The following is a 15041-nucleotide window of genomic DNA, read 5'->3' as shown; positions in this document are numbered from 1 at the left end:
ATGTCCTCCGACGCCGGGCCGGTCGAGGAGCCCGACGCTGGATCGCCATCGCGGACCTCCTTTCTCTTTTCCCGCCTGCCGACCGGCGCAAAGATCTTCGTCATCCTCAGCGCAGCGCTGCTGCCGCTGGCGCTGATCGTCGTCATCGCCGCTTTTCAGACGACCCGGCCCGCCGACATCGAGAACCGCTCGCGCCTGCGCCTCGCAGCGGCGGAGAGCTCGCGCGCCCTGTCGATCGAGCTGCTGGGCGACGTGAACGCCCTGCGCAGCGCGCTACGCGCGATCGAATCCGACCCTGAAGACGCGCCCACCTGCGCGCGCATACGCGGCATCTTTGCGCCGGCCACGGCGGCGGGCGCGGTCTTCGCGATTTATGACCGGAGCGGCACCCTGCGTTGCGGTGAAGCGGTGCCGGACGCAGTCGCCCCCGAAGCCGACGGCCTGCACGCTCGCATCGTCGAGGGCCGTGGGCTGACGCTGACCGTCGGCGTCGCCAAACGCAGCGGCCGCGCGTCGCTGTTCTTCCCTCTTGCTTTCCTGGCGCAGGCCAGCCGCCCGAGCGGCTTCACTGCGCCTTATGAGATGCGGCTGGTCGGTGCGGACGACGCCGCCCTGCACCTCCACGACAGCGACCTGCCGCTGGTCGGGCGACGCGATCGCGTCCTGACCGACATCGGGTTCGATGGGGTGATGCTCGACATGACCTCGGCGGCGGCACCGATCACGTCGCCGGCGATTGTCGCGATGCTGCTGCCCGTGGTGATGTGGGTCGTGGCATCGGTGATTGGCTGGATCGTTGTCGACGCACTGCTGATCCGGCCGCTGCGGCGCCTGCAACGAGGCGTCGGCAGCTATCGGCCGGGCACCGAGTTCGACCCCGCCTTGCTCGGCACGCCGCCGGCGCAGGAACTGCGCGAGCTCGGCGACACCTTCGCCTCGCTCAGCCGCACGCTGGTCGTCCACGAACAGGAGCTGGCGGAGGGGCTGAACCGCCAGACCAAGCTGACGCGCGAGGTACATCACCGCGTCAAGAACAACCTGCAGGTCATCGCCAGCCTCATCAGCCTGCACGCCCGCAGCGCCGCCGACCCGGGCGTCATCGCCGCCTATGCGACGATCCAGCGCCGCGTGGACGCGCTCGCCGTCGTCCACCGCAACCATTTCGCCGAGATGGAGGTCCATCGCGGCCTGTCGCTGCGGTCGGTGATCGGCGAGCTGGCGGCCAACATTCGCGCGACCGCCCCCGACGGATCGGCGCGGATGGGCATCACGCTGGAGCTGGAACCGTTCCTCGTCAATCAGGACGTGGCCGTCGCTGTGGCCTTCCTCATCACCGAGATCGTCGAGCTCGCGATGACGGCCCAGCCCGTTACGCAGGTGCGCATCTCGCTGCGTGCGAGCGACAGCGATGATCGTGCCATCCTCCGCTTGAGCGCGCCCGCTTTGATCGACGGTGAGGCCCTGCAGGCGCTGCTGCAGCCGCGCTACGGCCGCATCCTCGAAGGTCTGTCGCGGCAGTTGCGCGGAAAGCTGCATCACGATCTGCTGGTCGGCGCGTTCGAGATCGGCATCGCCGTTGTCGGGCGCGACTAGGCAAAAAAATCGACGTGCCGTTGGGAACCCATCGTCCCGATCGCCGTTAACTACCTCGGATAGCGACCTTAAGCCCCCCCGCTCTCGCTATCCAAGACATAGGCCCGGAAGCGTCAACCCTCCCCCCCCCGGTGACGCTTTCGGGCCTTAATCCTTTCAGGGCCAACGCCCTCCCCCACTTGCCGCAAAACAAGGCCATCCGCGGGAACGATCCTGCGGGTTCGGACATTGCGCGTTGAGCGTTTCATTCGAGGAGTAGCATATGCGCAAGATCGTCACCGCCGCCGTCCTGGCCAGCTCCGTCCTGCTGGCGGCCTGCAACACCGTCGAAGGTGTCGGCCGCGACGTCAGTTCGGCCGGCGACACGGTCGCGAAGACCGCCGAAAAGTCGAAGTAAGCGGCTTTCAGCCAGACGCGCGCGGCCGCGGCTCCCACCGGAGCCGCGGCCGTTTTCGTATTGTCAGGCCGAAGTCTCGGCGGCGGCGATCTTCGCGCGCTTGCGCTCGGTGAACCAGATGCCGATCAGCGCGATTTCGTAAAGAATGACCAGCGGGATCGCGAGCATCAGCTGCGACCCGATGTCCGGCGGCGTCAGCACCGCCGCGATGCCAAACGCGCCGACGATGGCGTAGCGGCGGGCGGATATCAGCTGCTTGCGCGTCACGATCCCGGCCCGCTCCAGCAGCATCAGCAGGATCGGCAGCAGGAACGACAGGCCGAACGCGAACAGGAACTGCATGACGAACGACAGGTACGGTGCGACCGTCGGGATCGCCTCCTGCTGCACGCCGCCCAATTCCCCCTGATAGCTCAGCAGGAAATGCACCGCGATCGGGATCGCCATATAATAGGCGAGCGCGGCGCCCATCGTGAACAGCACCGGCGTCGCCAGCAGGAACGGCAGCAACGCGCGCTTCTCGTTGCGGTAAAGGCCCGGCGCCACGAACTGCCACAGCTGCATCGCGATGATCGGGAAAGACAGCATCATCGCAGCGAAGAAGCCGACCTTGATCTGGACGAAGAACGCCTCGAACAGCTGGGTGAAATAAATCTTGTTCTGCCCCGCCGCGACCAGCGGGTGCACGAGGAAGGCGAAGATCGGCTTCGAGAAATAGAAGCACACCGCGAAACACAGCACGATCGCGACCACGCAGAACAGCAGGCGGCGGCGCAGCTCGACCAGATGATCGAGCAGCGGCGCCTGCGTATCGTCGATATCCCTCATGCCGCGCCGCCGTCCTGCGTGCGATCGGCGAAGGCCGGCCGGATCACCGGCGCCGGCGTCGTGGTGGGCGCATCGGTCACGTCGCTCCCCTGCGCGTCAGGCGTGTCGAACACCGGATCGCGGGAATAGGGATCATGATAATCGTGCTCGGGGGCGGGCAGCGCCGGCTGCGCATCGGCCGCGGGAGCGTCGGCGGGGGGCGTCATCGGATGCTCGCGCATGATCCGCGCATTCTCATCCGCCCATTTCTTTTCCATTTCGGCGAGCTCGGCCTCGCGCACCATCGAGTCGAACCCGGACCGAAACTGACGCGCGACGCCGCGGGCCTTGCCGACCCAATGCCCCACGAAGCGCATCGCCTTGGGCAGATCCTTCGGGCCGATCACCAGCAACGCCACGATCGCGACGAGCAGCAGTTCGGTCGGGGCTACATCGAACATTCAGCATCCAACCGCCCGCGCCGGATGCGCAAACGGCCATCTTGAGTGGCAGGCGGGATCAGCGACGCTCGTCGGGCGTACGCTCTTTCTCGGGCGTGAAGGCAGGCTCGACCGGCTTGTGCGCCTCGAGCCGAGTGGTCGGCGTCGACGTCTCGTCGTCCTCCGACATGCCCTTCTTGAACTGCTTGATGCCCTTGGCGACGTCACCCATCATGTTCGAGAACCGGCTGCCACCGAAGAGCAGGATCACGATCACGGCCACGACCAGCCAGTGAACCAGACTCATACTACCCATTCGATCGACTCCTTGTCTTCGCCGCCTATCTAGTCGTCGTCGTCGGGATTTTCCACGGCATTCTCGAATGCGAGGTCGACCGGATCGAGCAAGCCCGCCGCGCGCAGGTCTTCGAGGCCCGGCAGATCGCGCCGGCTCTCCAGCCCGAAGTGCGTCAGAAAGCCCGGCGTGGTCGCATACAGCAGCGGACGGCCGGGGACCTCGCGGCGCCCGGCGGGGCGGATCCAGCCCGCTTCCATCAGCACGTCCAGCGTTCCTTTGGATATCTGTACCCCGCGGATAGCCTCGATTTCCGCGCGGCTGACCGGCTCGTGATAGGCGACGATCGCCAGCGTCTCGATGCCGGCGCGGCTCAGCTTGCGGCTGTCCTCACGCTCGCGCCGGAGCAGATGGGCGAGATCGGCGGCGGTCTGGAAATGCCAGCGGCCACCCCGCTCGACCAGATCGATGCCGCGCCCGGCATAGTCGGTCGCCAGCGTCGCCAGCGCGCCCCCCACGTCCGCTGCCGTACCGACATGCGCGCGCAGATCGGCGGGCGACAGCGGCGTCTCGGCGGCGAACAGCACCGCCTCCACCGCACGGGCCAGCGATCGTTCGGGCGTCACGACGCGGCGCGCAGGTACAGGGGTGAGAAGGCGCCCGCCTGACGCAGGTCGATCCGCCCCTGCCGCGCCAATTCCAGCGCCGCCACGAAGCTGGAGGCGAGCGCCGAGCGGCGATAGTTTGCCGTGGCGTCGGCGGGCAGGAAGCGCTCGATCGCCGTCCAGTCGATCCGCGCGCCCACCAGTTCGGACACGCGCGCGATCGCGGTTTCCAGCGTCATCACGTCGCGAGCGGCAACGACATGCATCACCGGCCGCGTCCGCGCGCTGATCCGGCCATAGGCGGCGATCAGGTCGTAGAGGTCCGCACTCCACTGCGAGCGGCGAACGGTGCGCAGCCCCTCGGGGCTCGCGCGCAGGAACACGTCGCGCCCCACCCGGTCGCGCGCGACCAGCCGCGCCCCCGCCTCCCGCATCGCGTTCAGCCGCTCGAGCCGCAGTTGCAGGCGCAGCGCCAGGTCCTCGGGATCCGGCGTCTCCTCGGGATCGCGTGGCAGCAGCAGCGCCGATTTGAGGTACGCCAGCCACGCCGCCATCACGAGATAATCGGCCGCCATCTCCAGCCGCAGGTCGCGCGCCCGGTCGATGTAATCGAGATACTGTTCGACCAGCGCGAGGATCGAGATCGCCTTCAGGTCGACCTTCTGCGTCCGCGCCAGCGTCAGCAGCAGGTCGAGCGGCCCCTCCCAACCCTCCAGGTCCAGCGTCAGCTGTTCGGGCGCGCCCGCCGTCACACCAGCGCCAGCAACGTGTCGCGGATCGCGATCTGCTCGGCCATGTCGACTGCGCCCGGCGTCGCCACCCCCGCCATCGCCCGATCGAGCCGTGCTTTCGCGGCCGGCGTAATGTCGTCCAGCCGGTCGGCGATGGCGACCATCTCGTCCATCCGCGCCCAGCAGTCGAGCACCACGTCGCACCCGGCAGCGATCGCGCCAGCTGCCTTGTCGGCCGGCGTGCCCGAAAGCGCCTTCATGTCGATATCGTCGGTCATCAGCAGCCCGTCGAAGCCGATGCGACCGCGGATGACCTCGGCGACGACGGTGGGCGACAGCGTGGCGGGTTGCTCTGGGTCCCATGCCTCGAACACGACGTGGCAGGTCATGCCCATCGTCGCATGCGACGCCAGCTTGGCGAACGGGGCGATGTCCTCGGCCAGTTCGGCGTCGCTCGCGTGCACGACGGGCAGTTCGTAATGGCTGTCGACCCCCGCACGACCGTGGCCCGGCATATGCTTGACCACACCGACCACGCCCGCCGCCGCCAGCCCGTCGAGCGTCGCCCGCCCGAGCGCCGCCACTTGCATCGCGTCACCGCCGAACGCGCGGTCGGCGACCGCCTGGACGGTGTCGTCGAAACGGCGATCGAGCAGCGGCGCGCAGTCGACGGTGATGCCGACCTCGGCCAGCATCGCGCCCAGCGCCTTCGCATTCGCGAGCACCGCGGCGATCGCCGACATCGGCGCCATCGCATAGAGCGCGTCGAAGGCGGGACCCGCGGGGAACGCCGGCCATTCGGGCGGTTTCATCCGCGCGACGCGCCCGCCCTCCTGGTCGATCAGGATCGGCAGGTCGTCACGCCCCGACAGCGCGCGCAGATCGTCGGTCAGGGCGCGCAACTGCGCGCGATCGGCGACGTTGCGCCCGAACAATATGTAACCGACGGGATCGGCGACGGCGAAGAACGCGCGCTCTTCGGATGTAAGCGACGGGCCGGACAGGCCGAAGATGACGGGCTTCATGCCGCCATCCTATCGCCGCCCCGCCCGCTTGTCAGTTGGGAACGAAACAGGCCTCGCCCGCGACCTTCAGCTTGCCGCAGATGGCCGTGGCATTGTCGTTGCTGCCGGCGTTGACGCGCAGGCGGTACACGGTGCGGCCGTTGACCTCGGCGCGCTCGATCGACTGGCCGAGTGCCGCGACATAGTTGAACCGGCGCGAGGTGGCCGCCCAGGCCGCGTTCGCCGACGCTTCGCTGGGGAAGGAACCGAGCTGCACCAAGCCGCTGCCGCCGGTGCGCACCGCCGCCTTCGGCACCGGCACGCCCGGAGCCGCGGCGGTCAGCCGGCCACCGGCGGCGGGGACGCTGGCGGTGACGCTGGCCGTGCCCGCGCCGCTGCTGGGCTGCGGTGCCGCCGCCGTGCCGTCCACGGGCGCTTCGGGCACTGCCCGCGTGTTGATCGTGCCCTCGGTCTTGCCGCCTTCGGATGCGGCGAAGACGGTGTCGCCTTCGCCCTCGACCTTCATGCCGCCGGGCTCGTCGGGCTTGACCTTATAGTCGCCTTCCGGCGCGGCGATGAGTTCGCCGGAGCCGACCGGGCCGCTGCCCTGCGAGCGCCACGCGTTGAAGCCCCACACCGCCGCCGCGATCAGCGCCAGGCCGATCGCCACCAGTACGATGACGCGCACCGGCGACGGACCCTCCCGATAATCGTCGTCCGCCGACTCAAGCCAGGGCAGCCGATCGTCGTCGGCAAAGGCCGGCAGGTCGCCGTCACGGCGCACATTCATCTATCCCATCTCCTCGACCGCGTTCACGCCCATTACGGCCAGACCGTTACGGATTACCTGCCCGATCGCATCGGCCAAGAAAAGCCGCGCGGCGGTCAGCCCAGGATCGTGGGGCAGGAGGAAACGGCGCGCCGGATCGTCGTTGCCGGCGTTCCAGTGGGCATGAAATTCCGCGGCCAAGTCATAGAGATAAAAGGCGATCCGGTGCGGCTCCCGCGCCGCCGCCGCCGCCTCTACCAGCCGCGGAAACTGCGCCGCACGCTTCACCAGTGCCAGGTCCGCCGTACCAAGTCGGGACAGGTCGGCATGCTCGGGCAGCACGACCCCGGCCTCAGTCGCGCGGCGGTGCAGCGAATGGACGCGGGCATGGGCATAGTTGACGTAGAAGACCGGATTGTCCTTCGACGCCTCCACCACCTTGGCGAAGTCGAAGTCCATCTGCGCATCGGCCTTGCGGGTCAGCATGGTGAAGCGGACGACGTCCTTGCCGACTTCGCGCACGACATCGGCCAGCGTGACGAAATTGCCCGAGCGCTTCGACATCTTCACAGGTTCGCCCGCGCGCAGCAGGCGCACCATCTGCACCAGCTTCACGTCGAACCGCGTCTTGCCTTGCGTCAGCGCCTGCACCGCCGCGACGATGCGCTTGACGGTGCCGGCATGGTCGGCGCCCCAGATGTCGATCAGCTGATCGGCATTCTCGGCCTTCTGGAAATGATAGGCTAGGTCGGCACCGAAATAGGTCCATTGGCCGGTCGACTTGCGGATCGGGCGATCCTGATCGTCGCCGAACTGGGTCGAACGGAACAGCGGCAACACGACCGGCTCCCAGTCCTCGGGCGTCTCGCCCTTCGGCGCCTCCAGCACCCCGTCATAGACGAGGTCGCGCGCGCGCAGCACGGCTTCCGCCGCCTCGGGCTTGCCCGCCGCCTGCAGCGCCGCCTCGGACGAGAAGACGTCGTGATGGATGCCGAGCAGCGCGAGGTCGGCGCGGATCAGCGTCATCATGGCGGCGACCGCGCGGGTGCGAAACGTCGCCAGCCATTCGTTTTCCGGCGCCGTAGCATAGCGATCACCGAATTCGGCGGCCAGTTCCTGCCCGACCGGGATCAGATACTCGCCCGGATACAGCCCCTCCGGGATCGCACCGACATCCTCGCCCAGCGCCTCACGATACCGCAGGTGCGCCGAGCGGGCGAGCACGTCGACCTGCCCGCCGGCATCGTTGACGTAATATTCGCGGATGACTTTGTGCCCGCCAAACTCCAGCAGGCTGGCCAGCGCATCGCCCACCACTGCGCCACGGCAATGGCCCATGTGCATCGGCCCGGTCGGATTGGCCGAGACATATTCGATATTGACGGTGATGCCCTGCCCCGCGGTCGAGCGGCCATAGTCGGCGCCCGCCGCGACGATCGCGGCGAGCTCGTCGCGCCACGTCGCCTCGTCCAGCGACAGGTTGATGAAGCCCGGCCCGGCGACCGACACCGCCTCGACCCCCGCCACCGCACGCAATTCGCCCGCCAGCGCCTCGGCGAGCGCGCGCGGGTTGGTGCCGGCCGGTTTCGCCAACACCATCGCGGCGTTGGTGGCGAGATCGCCGTGGCTGGCGTCGCGCGGCGGCTCGACCGTCACGGCGCGGCGGTCGAGCCCGGCGGGCAACGTGCCGGCGGCGACGAGCGCGTCGAGGGCGGAATCGAGATGGGCGGCGAAGCGTGGATAGAGTGTCATGACGCGCGTGCGCTTAGAACATGCGTGCCGACTTGAACACCGGGTCGCTCGACCGACTGGCGGCGGCGCTGGCGCGGTTGGGATGACGCGACCGTTCCTCTCCCTGGACAGGAGAGGGGCTAGGGGTGAGTCGGCTTGTAGGTAGGCGTCGCGTCCGCCCGATGGCTACCCACCCCCGACCCCTCCCTTGTCAGGGAGGGGAGAAATCTATGCCGGCACCATCACGTCGATGATGCCGGCCGCGATCTTCGCGGCGACGGGGGTGGGCCAGCACCTCTCTGTCGATCGAGATGGCGCGGGGTTTGTCGCTGTCGATGCGAATCGACTGGCCGCGAAGGGTGGTGACCGTTTCGCGCCGCTGCGGCAGGTGCAGGACGTTGGCAAGATTGCGTCAGGCGCAATGACGATCGCAATGCGTGCGATTGCGGGCGTTGTGCACTGCAATATGATGGCCGTGGTTTCGGAGGGGATGACTGGCAGCACCGATCATAACGGGAGTGCCATCATGACCAAGTTCTTCAGCCTGTTCGCCGTCGCCTCGCTCGCCCTGACCGGCAACGCCGTTGCCGCCTCCGATCAGCAGCGCTTCACGCACGAGGGCGTCACCTACGTCTTCACCTCGACCAAGACGAACGACGGCGCGACCGTCCTGACCGGCAGGTCGCAGCCCGGCGACCTGCCGTTCCGCCTGTCGGTGCGCGACGGCCGCGTGCGCGGTCACGCCGGCGGCACGCCGGTCAGCTTCCGCGTCGCCGACAGCCGCGGCGCCAGCAACGGCGCGCGCGTGCAATCGACCACGGCGGTGCTCGCCAGCACCGCCAACTGAGGTCGATCGGGCGTATCGTCATTCGGCTCAGGCGGAGCCGAAAAGGGTGGTTTTCCGAGCATCGGAGCGCAGCGTACTTCAGGTACGTGAGCACCGAAGCACAGGAAAACGGCGCTTTGCAGGCCCGTCTGGGCCGAATGGCGATACGCCCTAGGCCCGGACCAGCCCCTGGACGGGACGGACCGGGCCGATAGCCGGGAACAGCGCGCTCGCCATGCGGGCCGGGTCGATCCCGAAATGCACCGCCGTCGCGCCGGCGATCAGCGCGTCGAGGCTGGTCGTCGGCTTCAGGTCGCGGCCTTCGTAGAGGTTCGCGGTCGCGAGGCCCGGCCAGTCGGCGATCACCCGACCGCCCTTCACACCGCCACCGAACAGCATCGCCATCGACGCGGTGCCATGGTCGGTGCCGCCGGTGCCGTTGACCGCCACCGTCCGCCCGAACTCGGTCGCGACCAGCACCATCGTATCGGCCCACAACGGCCCCAGCCCGGTCTTCAGCGCGGCGACCATTGCGTCCAGCCCGCGCAGCTGCCCGTTCAGCCGCCCGACCTGCGCCGAATGCGTATCCCATCCGCCGGTTTCGATCATCGCCACCCGCGCGCCATTGGCGGGCGCCAGCAGCCGTGCCGCCAGCGCGCCGGTCGCGGCGGCGTTGCGGCCGTTGTCCGCCGCCAGATCGCCCGTCAGCGCCCGCGTTGCGTTCGCCTGCTCCCACAGCGCGTGAAGCTGCGGGTCGGTGGCGTAGAGCTGCGTCACCCGCGCCAGCAGGTCGTCGGTCGCATCGGGCAACGCGGAGGGCGCATAGGACGCCACCTCTACCCGCCCGCGCAGCGCCATCGGCACCGTCGCGGCGACCGCGATCCCCTTCGCCTCCGCCGGCGGCAGCGCGGCCAGCAGGCGATTGAGCCAGCCGTCCTTTTGCGCATAGGCGGCACGTCCACCGCTCTCGAGCACATTCTGCCCGTCGAAATGCGATCGGTCGCGATAGGGCGACGCGACGGCATGCGCGAACAGCGCCTCGCCGCCGCGATACATTGCCGCCGCATTGGTCATCGCCGGGTGCAGCGCGAACATCGCATCCAGCTTCGCACCGGTCGCCGCCTCCTGCGCCAGCACCCCGCGCGCGGCGGCGAACGCCGGGTCGCCGATCGGCGCCAGCATCGCGAGGCCATCGGCGGCACCGCGCTGGATGATGAAGACGAACCGCTTGTTCGTCGGCGCCGCCGCGAACGACAGCCGAGGAGCGAAGGCGGATCCGAGCGCGGCGAGCGTGCCGGTCGAGACGAAGGCGCGACGGGTCAGCATGATCTATCTCCGCAGGAAATCGGGGGATACGAGCAGCAGGGCGATCCCCTGCACCGGGCTTTCCGCCCGCGCGATCGCCTGGGCCGTCGTCGGGGAGACGCCACCGGGGAACAGCTGGGCGGCCCGCGCGCGCGGGTCGGCGGTCTGGTCGGCACGGTTGGCGAAGCGTTCCGCCGCCTCGACCCGGCGCAGGATCGCGTCCGGCCCGGCCCAGGCGGCGGCGACATCGTCCCATCCGGCGGGCGATCCGGGCCGCCACACCGGCTGGCCCAGCTGCTGCAGCAGCCCCGCCGTCTGCTGCCCGGCCAGCTGCCGCACGCCCAGCGCCCGCAGTGTCGAGACGGACCATTCCCACGGCGTCTTGAACTTCGCGGGTGCGGGCGCCCAAGCCTCAGGCGCGGCGACCAGCGCGCGGTAGACGGTCGGCAGGTCGCCGTCCGATTGCAGGAACGCTGCCTCGACCCGCGCGACCGCGGCGGGGGGCGGATCGTCGGCGATGAAATGGCGCACCAGCTTCGTCGCGACATGCCGCGCCGTCGCCGAATGCGCAGCGAGCGTGTCGAGCACCGCGGCCGCCTGCGCCTCGCCCCCTTCCGGATAAGTACGGCCCATGATCGTCCGCGCACCCGGCTGATGCAGCCGCGGCGCGAAGCTGTAGGCCCCCGGCGCGCCCTCGATCCGACCGCCGCGCCCCAGCCCGGCGACCGTCCAGCCGGTCATCGCCCGCGCGAATTCGGTCACGTCGCCCTGCGTATAGCCGGTGCGGACGCCCAGCGTGTGCAGCTCCATGATCTCGCGCGCCAGATTCTCGTTCAGGCCGAGCGTCCGGCCCTGCCCGTTCCCCCGCGCCGTCCGTGCTGCCGCGGCACGAGCGAGGACGCTGTCCGGCCCGACCGACTGCGCCTGATCGAGGTACAACAGCATAGCCGGATGCCGCTCGACCGCGAACAGCATGTCGCGGAAGCGGCCCAGCACATGCGGCCGAATCGCCTCGAACTCGAACGGCCCGGCGAAGCCGACGACGCGCATCCCGTCCGCCGAGATGGCGAAATGATTGGCCCAGAAATGGACCAGCCGCTCGACGAACGGCGCCGGCGTCGTCAGCGCCGCGCCCATCCGCGCGCCGATCGATGCGACATAATGGTCGCGACCCTCGCGCCGGTTGGCGGCGACCATTCGCTGGCTGTCGGTCATAGGTGCCGCGGCGTCGGGCATCACGCGGCGCGGTCCGGCCGGGGTTCGCGCGCCCGTGGTGTTACCATCCGCCGCGGGCGCCGTCTCGCGCTGCTCCGCTCGCATGGTCTGGCGCGCCTGCTGATAGGCGATCAGCGACGCCGCTGCCTGTGCTGAGGTCGGCGCTTCAGCCAGTGCCGCCGGACGCAGTTCGAAACGATCGAACTGATCCACGACCCACCGCCGCGGCGCGGCCGGGGGCGTGTCGCCCGGGCGCGCGCCCAAGCCGAAGCGGTTGAGAGCGATATCGGCGTCGGTCATGCCTCAGGCACCTCCAGAGGTCCGCTATGCGCCTCCGCTGTCGCACAACTATGTCAGCCGCTCGGTTCGTCGCTCGGACGCCTCGACCGGTGGCGTCAGAACCCTTCGGGCAGCGCGATCTCGCCGACCGTCTCGCGATACCGCGTGATGGCGTAGCGATCGGTCATCCCGGCGATGAAGTCGGCGATATGGCGACTGCGGTAAGGTTCGCCGTCCGGCATGCGCTCGCGCCATTCAGGCGGCATCCCCGTAGGATCGTCCCGATAGGCCGCGAACAATCCGCTCACCACCTGCCGCGCCGCCGCCGCCGCCGCCAGCTGGTTGGGATGGTGATAGAGGTTGGCGTACATGAAGCGCTTCAGGCTACGCTCGTCGTCGCGCATCGCCGGCGAAAACCGCACCAGCGCCCTCCCCGCCGCGCGGACATCCTCGACATCGCCGATGCCCGCCGCCGCGATGGCGCTCCGCGTTTCGTCGATCAAGTCGTTGACCATGGCGCCGATCTGCGACCGGATCAGCTCGCCGATCAGTCGCGCGGGCGGAACGTCGGCGAACTTTGCGCGGACCGCGTCCCATCCTCGCGCGACCAGCGGCACCGCCAGCAGCTGATCGAGCGTAAGCAGCCCGGCGCGCAATCCGTCGTCGATGTCGTGATTGTCATAGGCGATATCGTCCGCCAGCGCCGCCGCCTGCGCCTCTAGCGACGGCCACGCGCCCAGCGTCAGCGGCATGCGCGCATCGACCGCCGCCAGCGCCCAGCCCGGCGCATGGGCGGGACCATTGTGCTTCGCCAGCCCCTCCAGCGTGTCCCACGTCAGGTTGAGCCCGCTCCAGCGCGGATAAGGCGAGTCGAGCTCGGTCAGCGCGCGCAGCGTGTGGCCGTTGTGGTCGAACCCGCCGTGATCGGCGAGCGCCTCCTTCAGCGCGTCCTCGCCGGCATGGCCGAACGGCGGATGGCCGATGTCATGGGCGAGACACAGCGCCTCGGTCAGATCCTCGTTGAGGCCCAGCGCCCGCGCGATCGTACGCCCGATCTGCGCGACCTCCAGGCTGTGGGTCAGGCGGACGCGGAAATGGTCGCCGTCAGGCGCCAGGAACACCTGCGTCTTGTGGCGCAATCGGCGGAAACTGATTGAATGAACGATGCGATCGCGGTCGCGCTGGAAGGCGTCGCGGGGGCCGCGTGCCGTCTGGTCGCCCTCGTCGTACAGTCGCCCCCTGCTCCGCCCCGGAACCGCCGCCCATGGCGCGATCATTTGGCGGGCAGCTTGGCGACCTTCTGCCCGCCCTCGCTCTGCCACGCGAACGACGACACGCCGTCCTTGCGCAGTCGGTTGACCAGCGCCATCGCCTCAGCCTGCGTCTTGAAGGGGCCGGACAGCACGCGGTTGGTGGCGCGCGACGGCGTGACGTAGGCCGCCTTGCCCTTTAGCGCGTCGGACTTGGCGGAGACCGCCTTCCACGCCTTGCCCAGATCATTCTCGTTGGCGCCACCGGCGACTTGCACCCACCAGCGCTCTGGCTCGGCCTTCACCGGGTCTGGCTTCTTCTCGACGGGCTTCTTCTCGGCGGGCTTTGCAACGGGCTTGGATGGGTCCTTCTTCTTCCCCGTCACCGCGGAGTTCGTAGCCGCCGTTACCACCGGCGCGGCGGCGCGGCGGGTCGAGCGGACCGGCGCTTCAACCTCCGACTTCGGCACCGAGATCGTGTCGATGATCGACGCGAGCAGCGCGGTGTTGCGACGCGCCGTCTCGGGTGTGCGGATCGGCGCGGCCGCGACCCGCGCCGGCCGGATGGCGGCGGGCGTCACGACAGGCGCCACGGGCTGCGGGGCAGAAGCGATTACCGAAGCCGGGGTCGGCGGTATCGCCGCAGGCGGCGGGCTCGGCTCGCTGACCGGCGCGAGAGCGACCGACAGCGGCGCCAGCGCGCGCGTCCAGTCGGTGCCGGCTTGTGCGACCTGCGTCGGCATAGTCGACCGCGTGACCGTGGGTGCGGTCACCTGCGGCGCCACGGTCGTGGCCGGCGGCGTTTCGACGCGGCGGGCGGTAAGCGTCATGCCGGTCGGCACCGACGCCGTCTCAATCGGCTGACGACCGGGTCGGATCGTGCGCCGGTTACTGGGTTGCGTCGCGGGTCGGGTGGGCGGCAGCGCCAACGCGACCGCCACCGGCGCGGCGGCCACCGGCAAGGGCGCGAGCGACGGCGCGCGGCGGGCGTCGGCCATCCGCGCCGGGCTGGCGGTCATCTCGCCGAAATGGACGGCGAACGCCCGGTCGGCGATCGACAGCGTCGGCAGGCGCGTGAAGAACGGGGTCAGCGCCGCGCCCCCCGCCATCATCGCCGTCGCGATCGACTGGGCGCCCGACACATCGCCCGATAGCGCCAGCACGCAGGCCCTCGCGCGCCATGCCGCGCGGTCGTTGCGCCGCACCAGCGGGTCGAGCAGCGTCAGCGCCTCGTTGCGCTGACCCGAAATGCCGAGCGACAGCGCCAGCCGCCGTGTCGTCTCGTCGTCCACGCCGTCCGCCTGGGCGCGGCGATAGTCGCGCTGGGCATAGGCCGACTGGCCGATCAGGTCGTAGGCAAGGCCGCGCTGCGACAGATAGGACGCCATCGCCACACCCCGCCCCTCGGCCTGCGCAAACAGCCGCAGTGCTTCGCCGGGTCGCTCCATCAGCACAAAGGCGTTCGCACGCGCCGCGAGGATGCGGGGATCGGCAGCGTCCGCCGCCTGCGCGCGCGTCAGGAAGCCCATCGCAGCACCAGCGTCGCCCAGCCGGGTGCTGAGATCGGCGGCGGCGATCAGCGCGGTGACGTTGCGCGGGCTGGCGGCGAGCAGCCGCATCTGCGCGGCGAGCGCATCCGCGGTCGGCGTCGGCGCGGCGACGACCTCCTGCGCCACGGCTGCCACGGGACACAGCGCCAGCGGCACACAGCTCAGGAGATGGAGGAGGAAAAGCGGCTTCATGACCTTCGTACGACGATTGGCGACGCTATCCACGCGGGGACCGCGCAAACAG

The 15041-nt window shown here is 69.6% G+C and carries 15 protein-coding genes; 3 read left to right on the top strand and 12 right to left on the bottom strand.

Features of this window, described 5'->3' with window-relative positions:
• Both ACX40P_RS04935 and ACX40P_RS04930 read left to right on the top strand, forming a co-directional pair.
• Positions 1-1593, top strand: a complete 1593-nt coding sequence (locus ACX40P_RS04935; RefSeq protein ID WP_459125158.1) for a sensor histidine kinase — start codon at positions 1-3, stop codon at positions 1591-1593.
• 262 nt (positions 1594-1855) lie between these two features.
• Positions 1856-1990 carry an entericidin A/B family lipoprotein gene (locus ACX40P_RS04930; protein ID WP_459125157.1) on the top strand — a complete coding sequence of 45 codons (135 nt, stop codon included), beginning with the start codon at positions 1856-1858 and terminating at the stop codon, positions 1988-1990.
• 63 nt (positions 1991-2053) lie between these two features.
• Here the strand turns inward: ACX40P_RS04930 and tatC are convergent, their stop codons facing one another.
• Genes tatC through argS form a run of 8 tightly spaced genes read right to left on the bottom strand, consistent with a single transcriptional unit; the run spans position 2054 to position 8393 of the window.
• Positions 2054-2818 (bottom strand): twin-arginine translocase subunit TatC, encoded by a 765-nt coding sequence (tatC, locus tag ACX40P_RS04925; RefSeq protein WP_459125156.1) that lies wholly within the window; start codon positions 2816-2818, stop codon positions 2054-2056.
• The gene (gene tatB / locus ACX40P_RS04920; RefSeq protein ID WP_459125155.1) at positions 2815-3258 is read right to left on the bottom strand and encodes a Sec-independent protein translocase protein TatB; all 444 of its coding nucleotides are present in this window, start codon (positions 3256-3258) and stop codon (positions 2815-2817) included. The genes tatC and tatB overlap by 4 nt, the downstream gene beginning before the upstream one ends.
• A gap of 58 nt (positions 3259-3316) precedes the next feature.
• A complete protein-coding gene (locus ACX40P_RS04915) occupies positions 3317-3553 on the bottom strand; it encodes a twin-arginine translocase TatA/TatE family subunit (protein WP_459125154.1) in 237 nt (78 codons plus the stop codon).
• A 29-nt stretch (positions 3554-3582) separates the two neighbouring features.
• On the bottom strand, positions 3583-4158 hold the full coding sequence (gene scpB, locus ACX40P_RS04910) for an SMC-Scp complex subunit ScpB (RefSeq protein ID WP_459125153.1): 576 nt from the start codon (positions 4156-4158) through the stop codon (positions 3583-3585).
• Complete coding sequence (locus tag ACX40P_RS04905; RefSeq protein WP_459125152.1) at positions 4155-4889, bottom strand: segregation and condensation protein A; 735 nt, start codon at positions 4887-4889, stop codon at positions 4155-4157. Before ACX40P_RS04905 ends, scpB begins: the two co-directional genes overlap by 4 nt.
• The gene (nagZ, locus tag ACX40P_RS04900) at positions 4886-5893 is read right to left on the bottom strand and encodes a beta-N-acetylhexosaminidase (protein WP_459125151.1); all 1008 of its coding nucleotides are present in this window, start codon (positions 5891-5893) and stop codon (positions 4886-4888) included. The genes ACX40P_RS04905 and nagZ overlap by 4 nt, the downstream gene beginning before the upstream one ends.
• A gap of 31 nt (positions 5894-5924) precedes the next feature.
• Entirely contained in the window at positions 5925-6662 is a 738-nt protein-coding gene (locus ACX40P_RS04895) for an SPOR domain-containing protein (RefSeq protein WP_459125150.1), read from the bottom strand.
• Positions 6663-8393 carry an arginine--tRNA ligase gene (gene argS / locus ACX40P_RS04890; protein WP_459125149.1) on the bottom strand — a complete coding sequence of 577 codons (1731 nt, stop codon included), beginning with the start codon at positions 8391-8393 and terminating at the stop codon, positions 6663-6665. It abuts the gene before it with no gap.
• 505 nt (positions 8394-8898) lie between these two features.
• Here argS and ACX40P_RS04885 point away from each other — a divergent pair.
• A complete protein-coding gene (locus ACX40P_RS04885) occupies positions 8899-9219 on the top strand; it encodes a hypothetical protein (RefSeq protein WP_459125148.1) in 321 nt (106 codons plus the stop codon).
• A gap of 150 nt (positions 9220-9369) precedes the next feature.
• Here the strand turns inward: ACX40P_RS04885 and ACX40P_RS04880 are convergent, their stop codons facing one another.
• The 4 genes from ACX40P_RS04880 to ACX40P_RS04865 form a co-directional block, all read right to left on the bottom strand.
• Positions 9370-10524, bottom strand: coding sequence for a DUF1501 domain-containing protein (locus ACX40P_RS04880; protein ID WP_459125147.1), 1155 nt, complete (start codon positions 10522-10524; stop codon positions 9370-9372).
• Positions 10525-10527: 3 nt separating this feature from the next.
• The gene (locus ACX40P_RS04875; protein ID WP_459125146.1) at positions 10528-12018 is read right to left on the bottom strand and encodes a DUF1800 domain-containing protein; all 1491 of its coding nucleotides are present in this window, start codon (positions 12016-12018) and stop codon (positions 10528-10530) included.
• 95 nt (positions 12019-12113) lie between these two features.
• Positions 12114-13274 (bottom strand): deoxyguanosinetriphosphate triphosphohydrolase, encoded by a 1161-nt coding sequence (locus tag ACX40P_RS04870; RefSeq protein ID WP_459125145.1) that lies wholly within the window; start codon positions 13272-13274, stop codon positions 12114-12116.
• Complete coding sequence (locus tag ACX40P_RS04865; RefSeq protein WP_459125144.1) at positions 13271-14989, bottom strand: SPOR domain-containing protein; 1719 nt, start codon at positions 14987-14989, stop codon at positions 13271-13273. The genes ACX40P_RS04870 and ACX40P_RS04865 overlap by 4 nt, the downstream gene beginning before the upstream one ends.
• Between the last annotated feature and the right edge of the window lie 52 nt (positions 14990-15041).

Source organism: Sphingomonas sp. RS2018, from assembly GCF_054489605.1.
The sequence above is the reverse complement of the archived record's forward strand: the minus strand, read 5'-3'. Positions and strand labels throughout refer to the sequence as shown.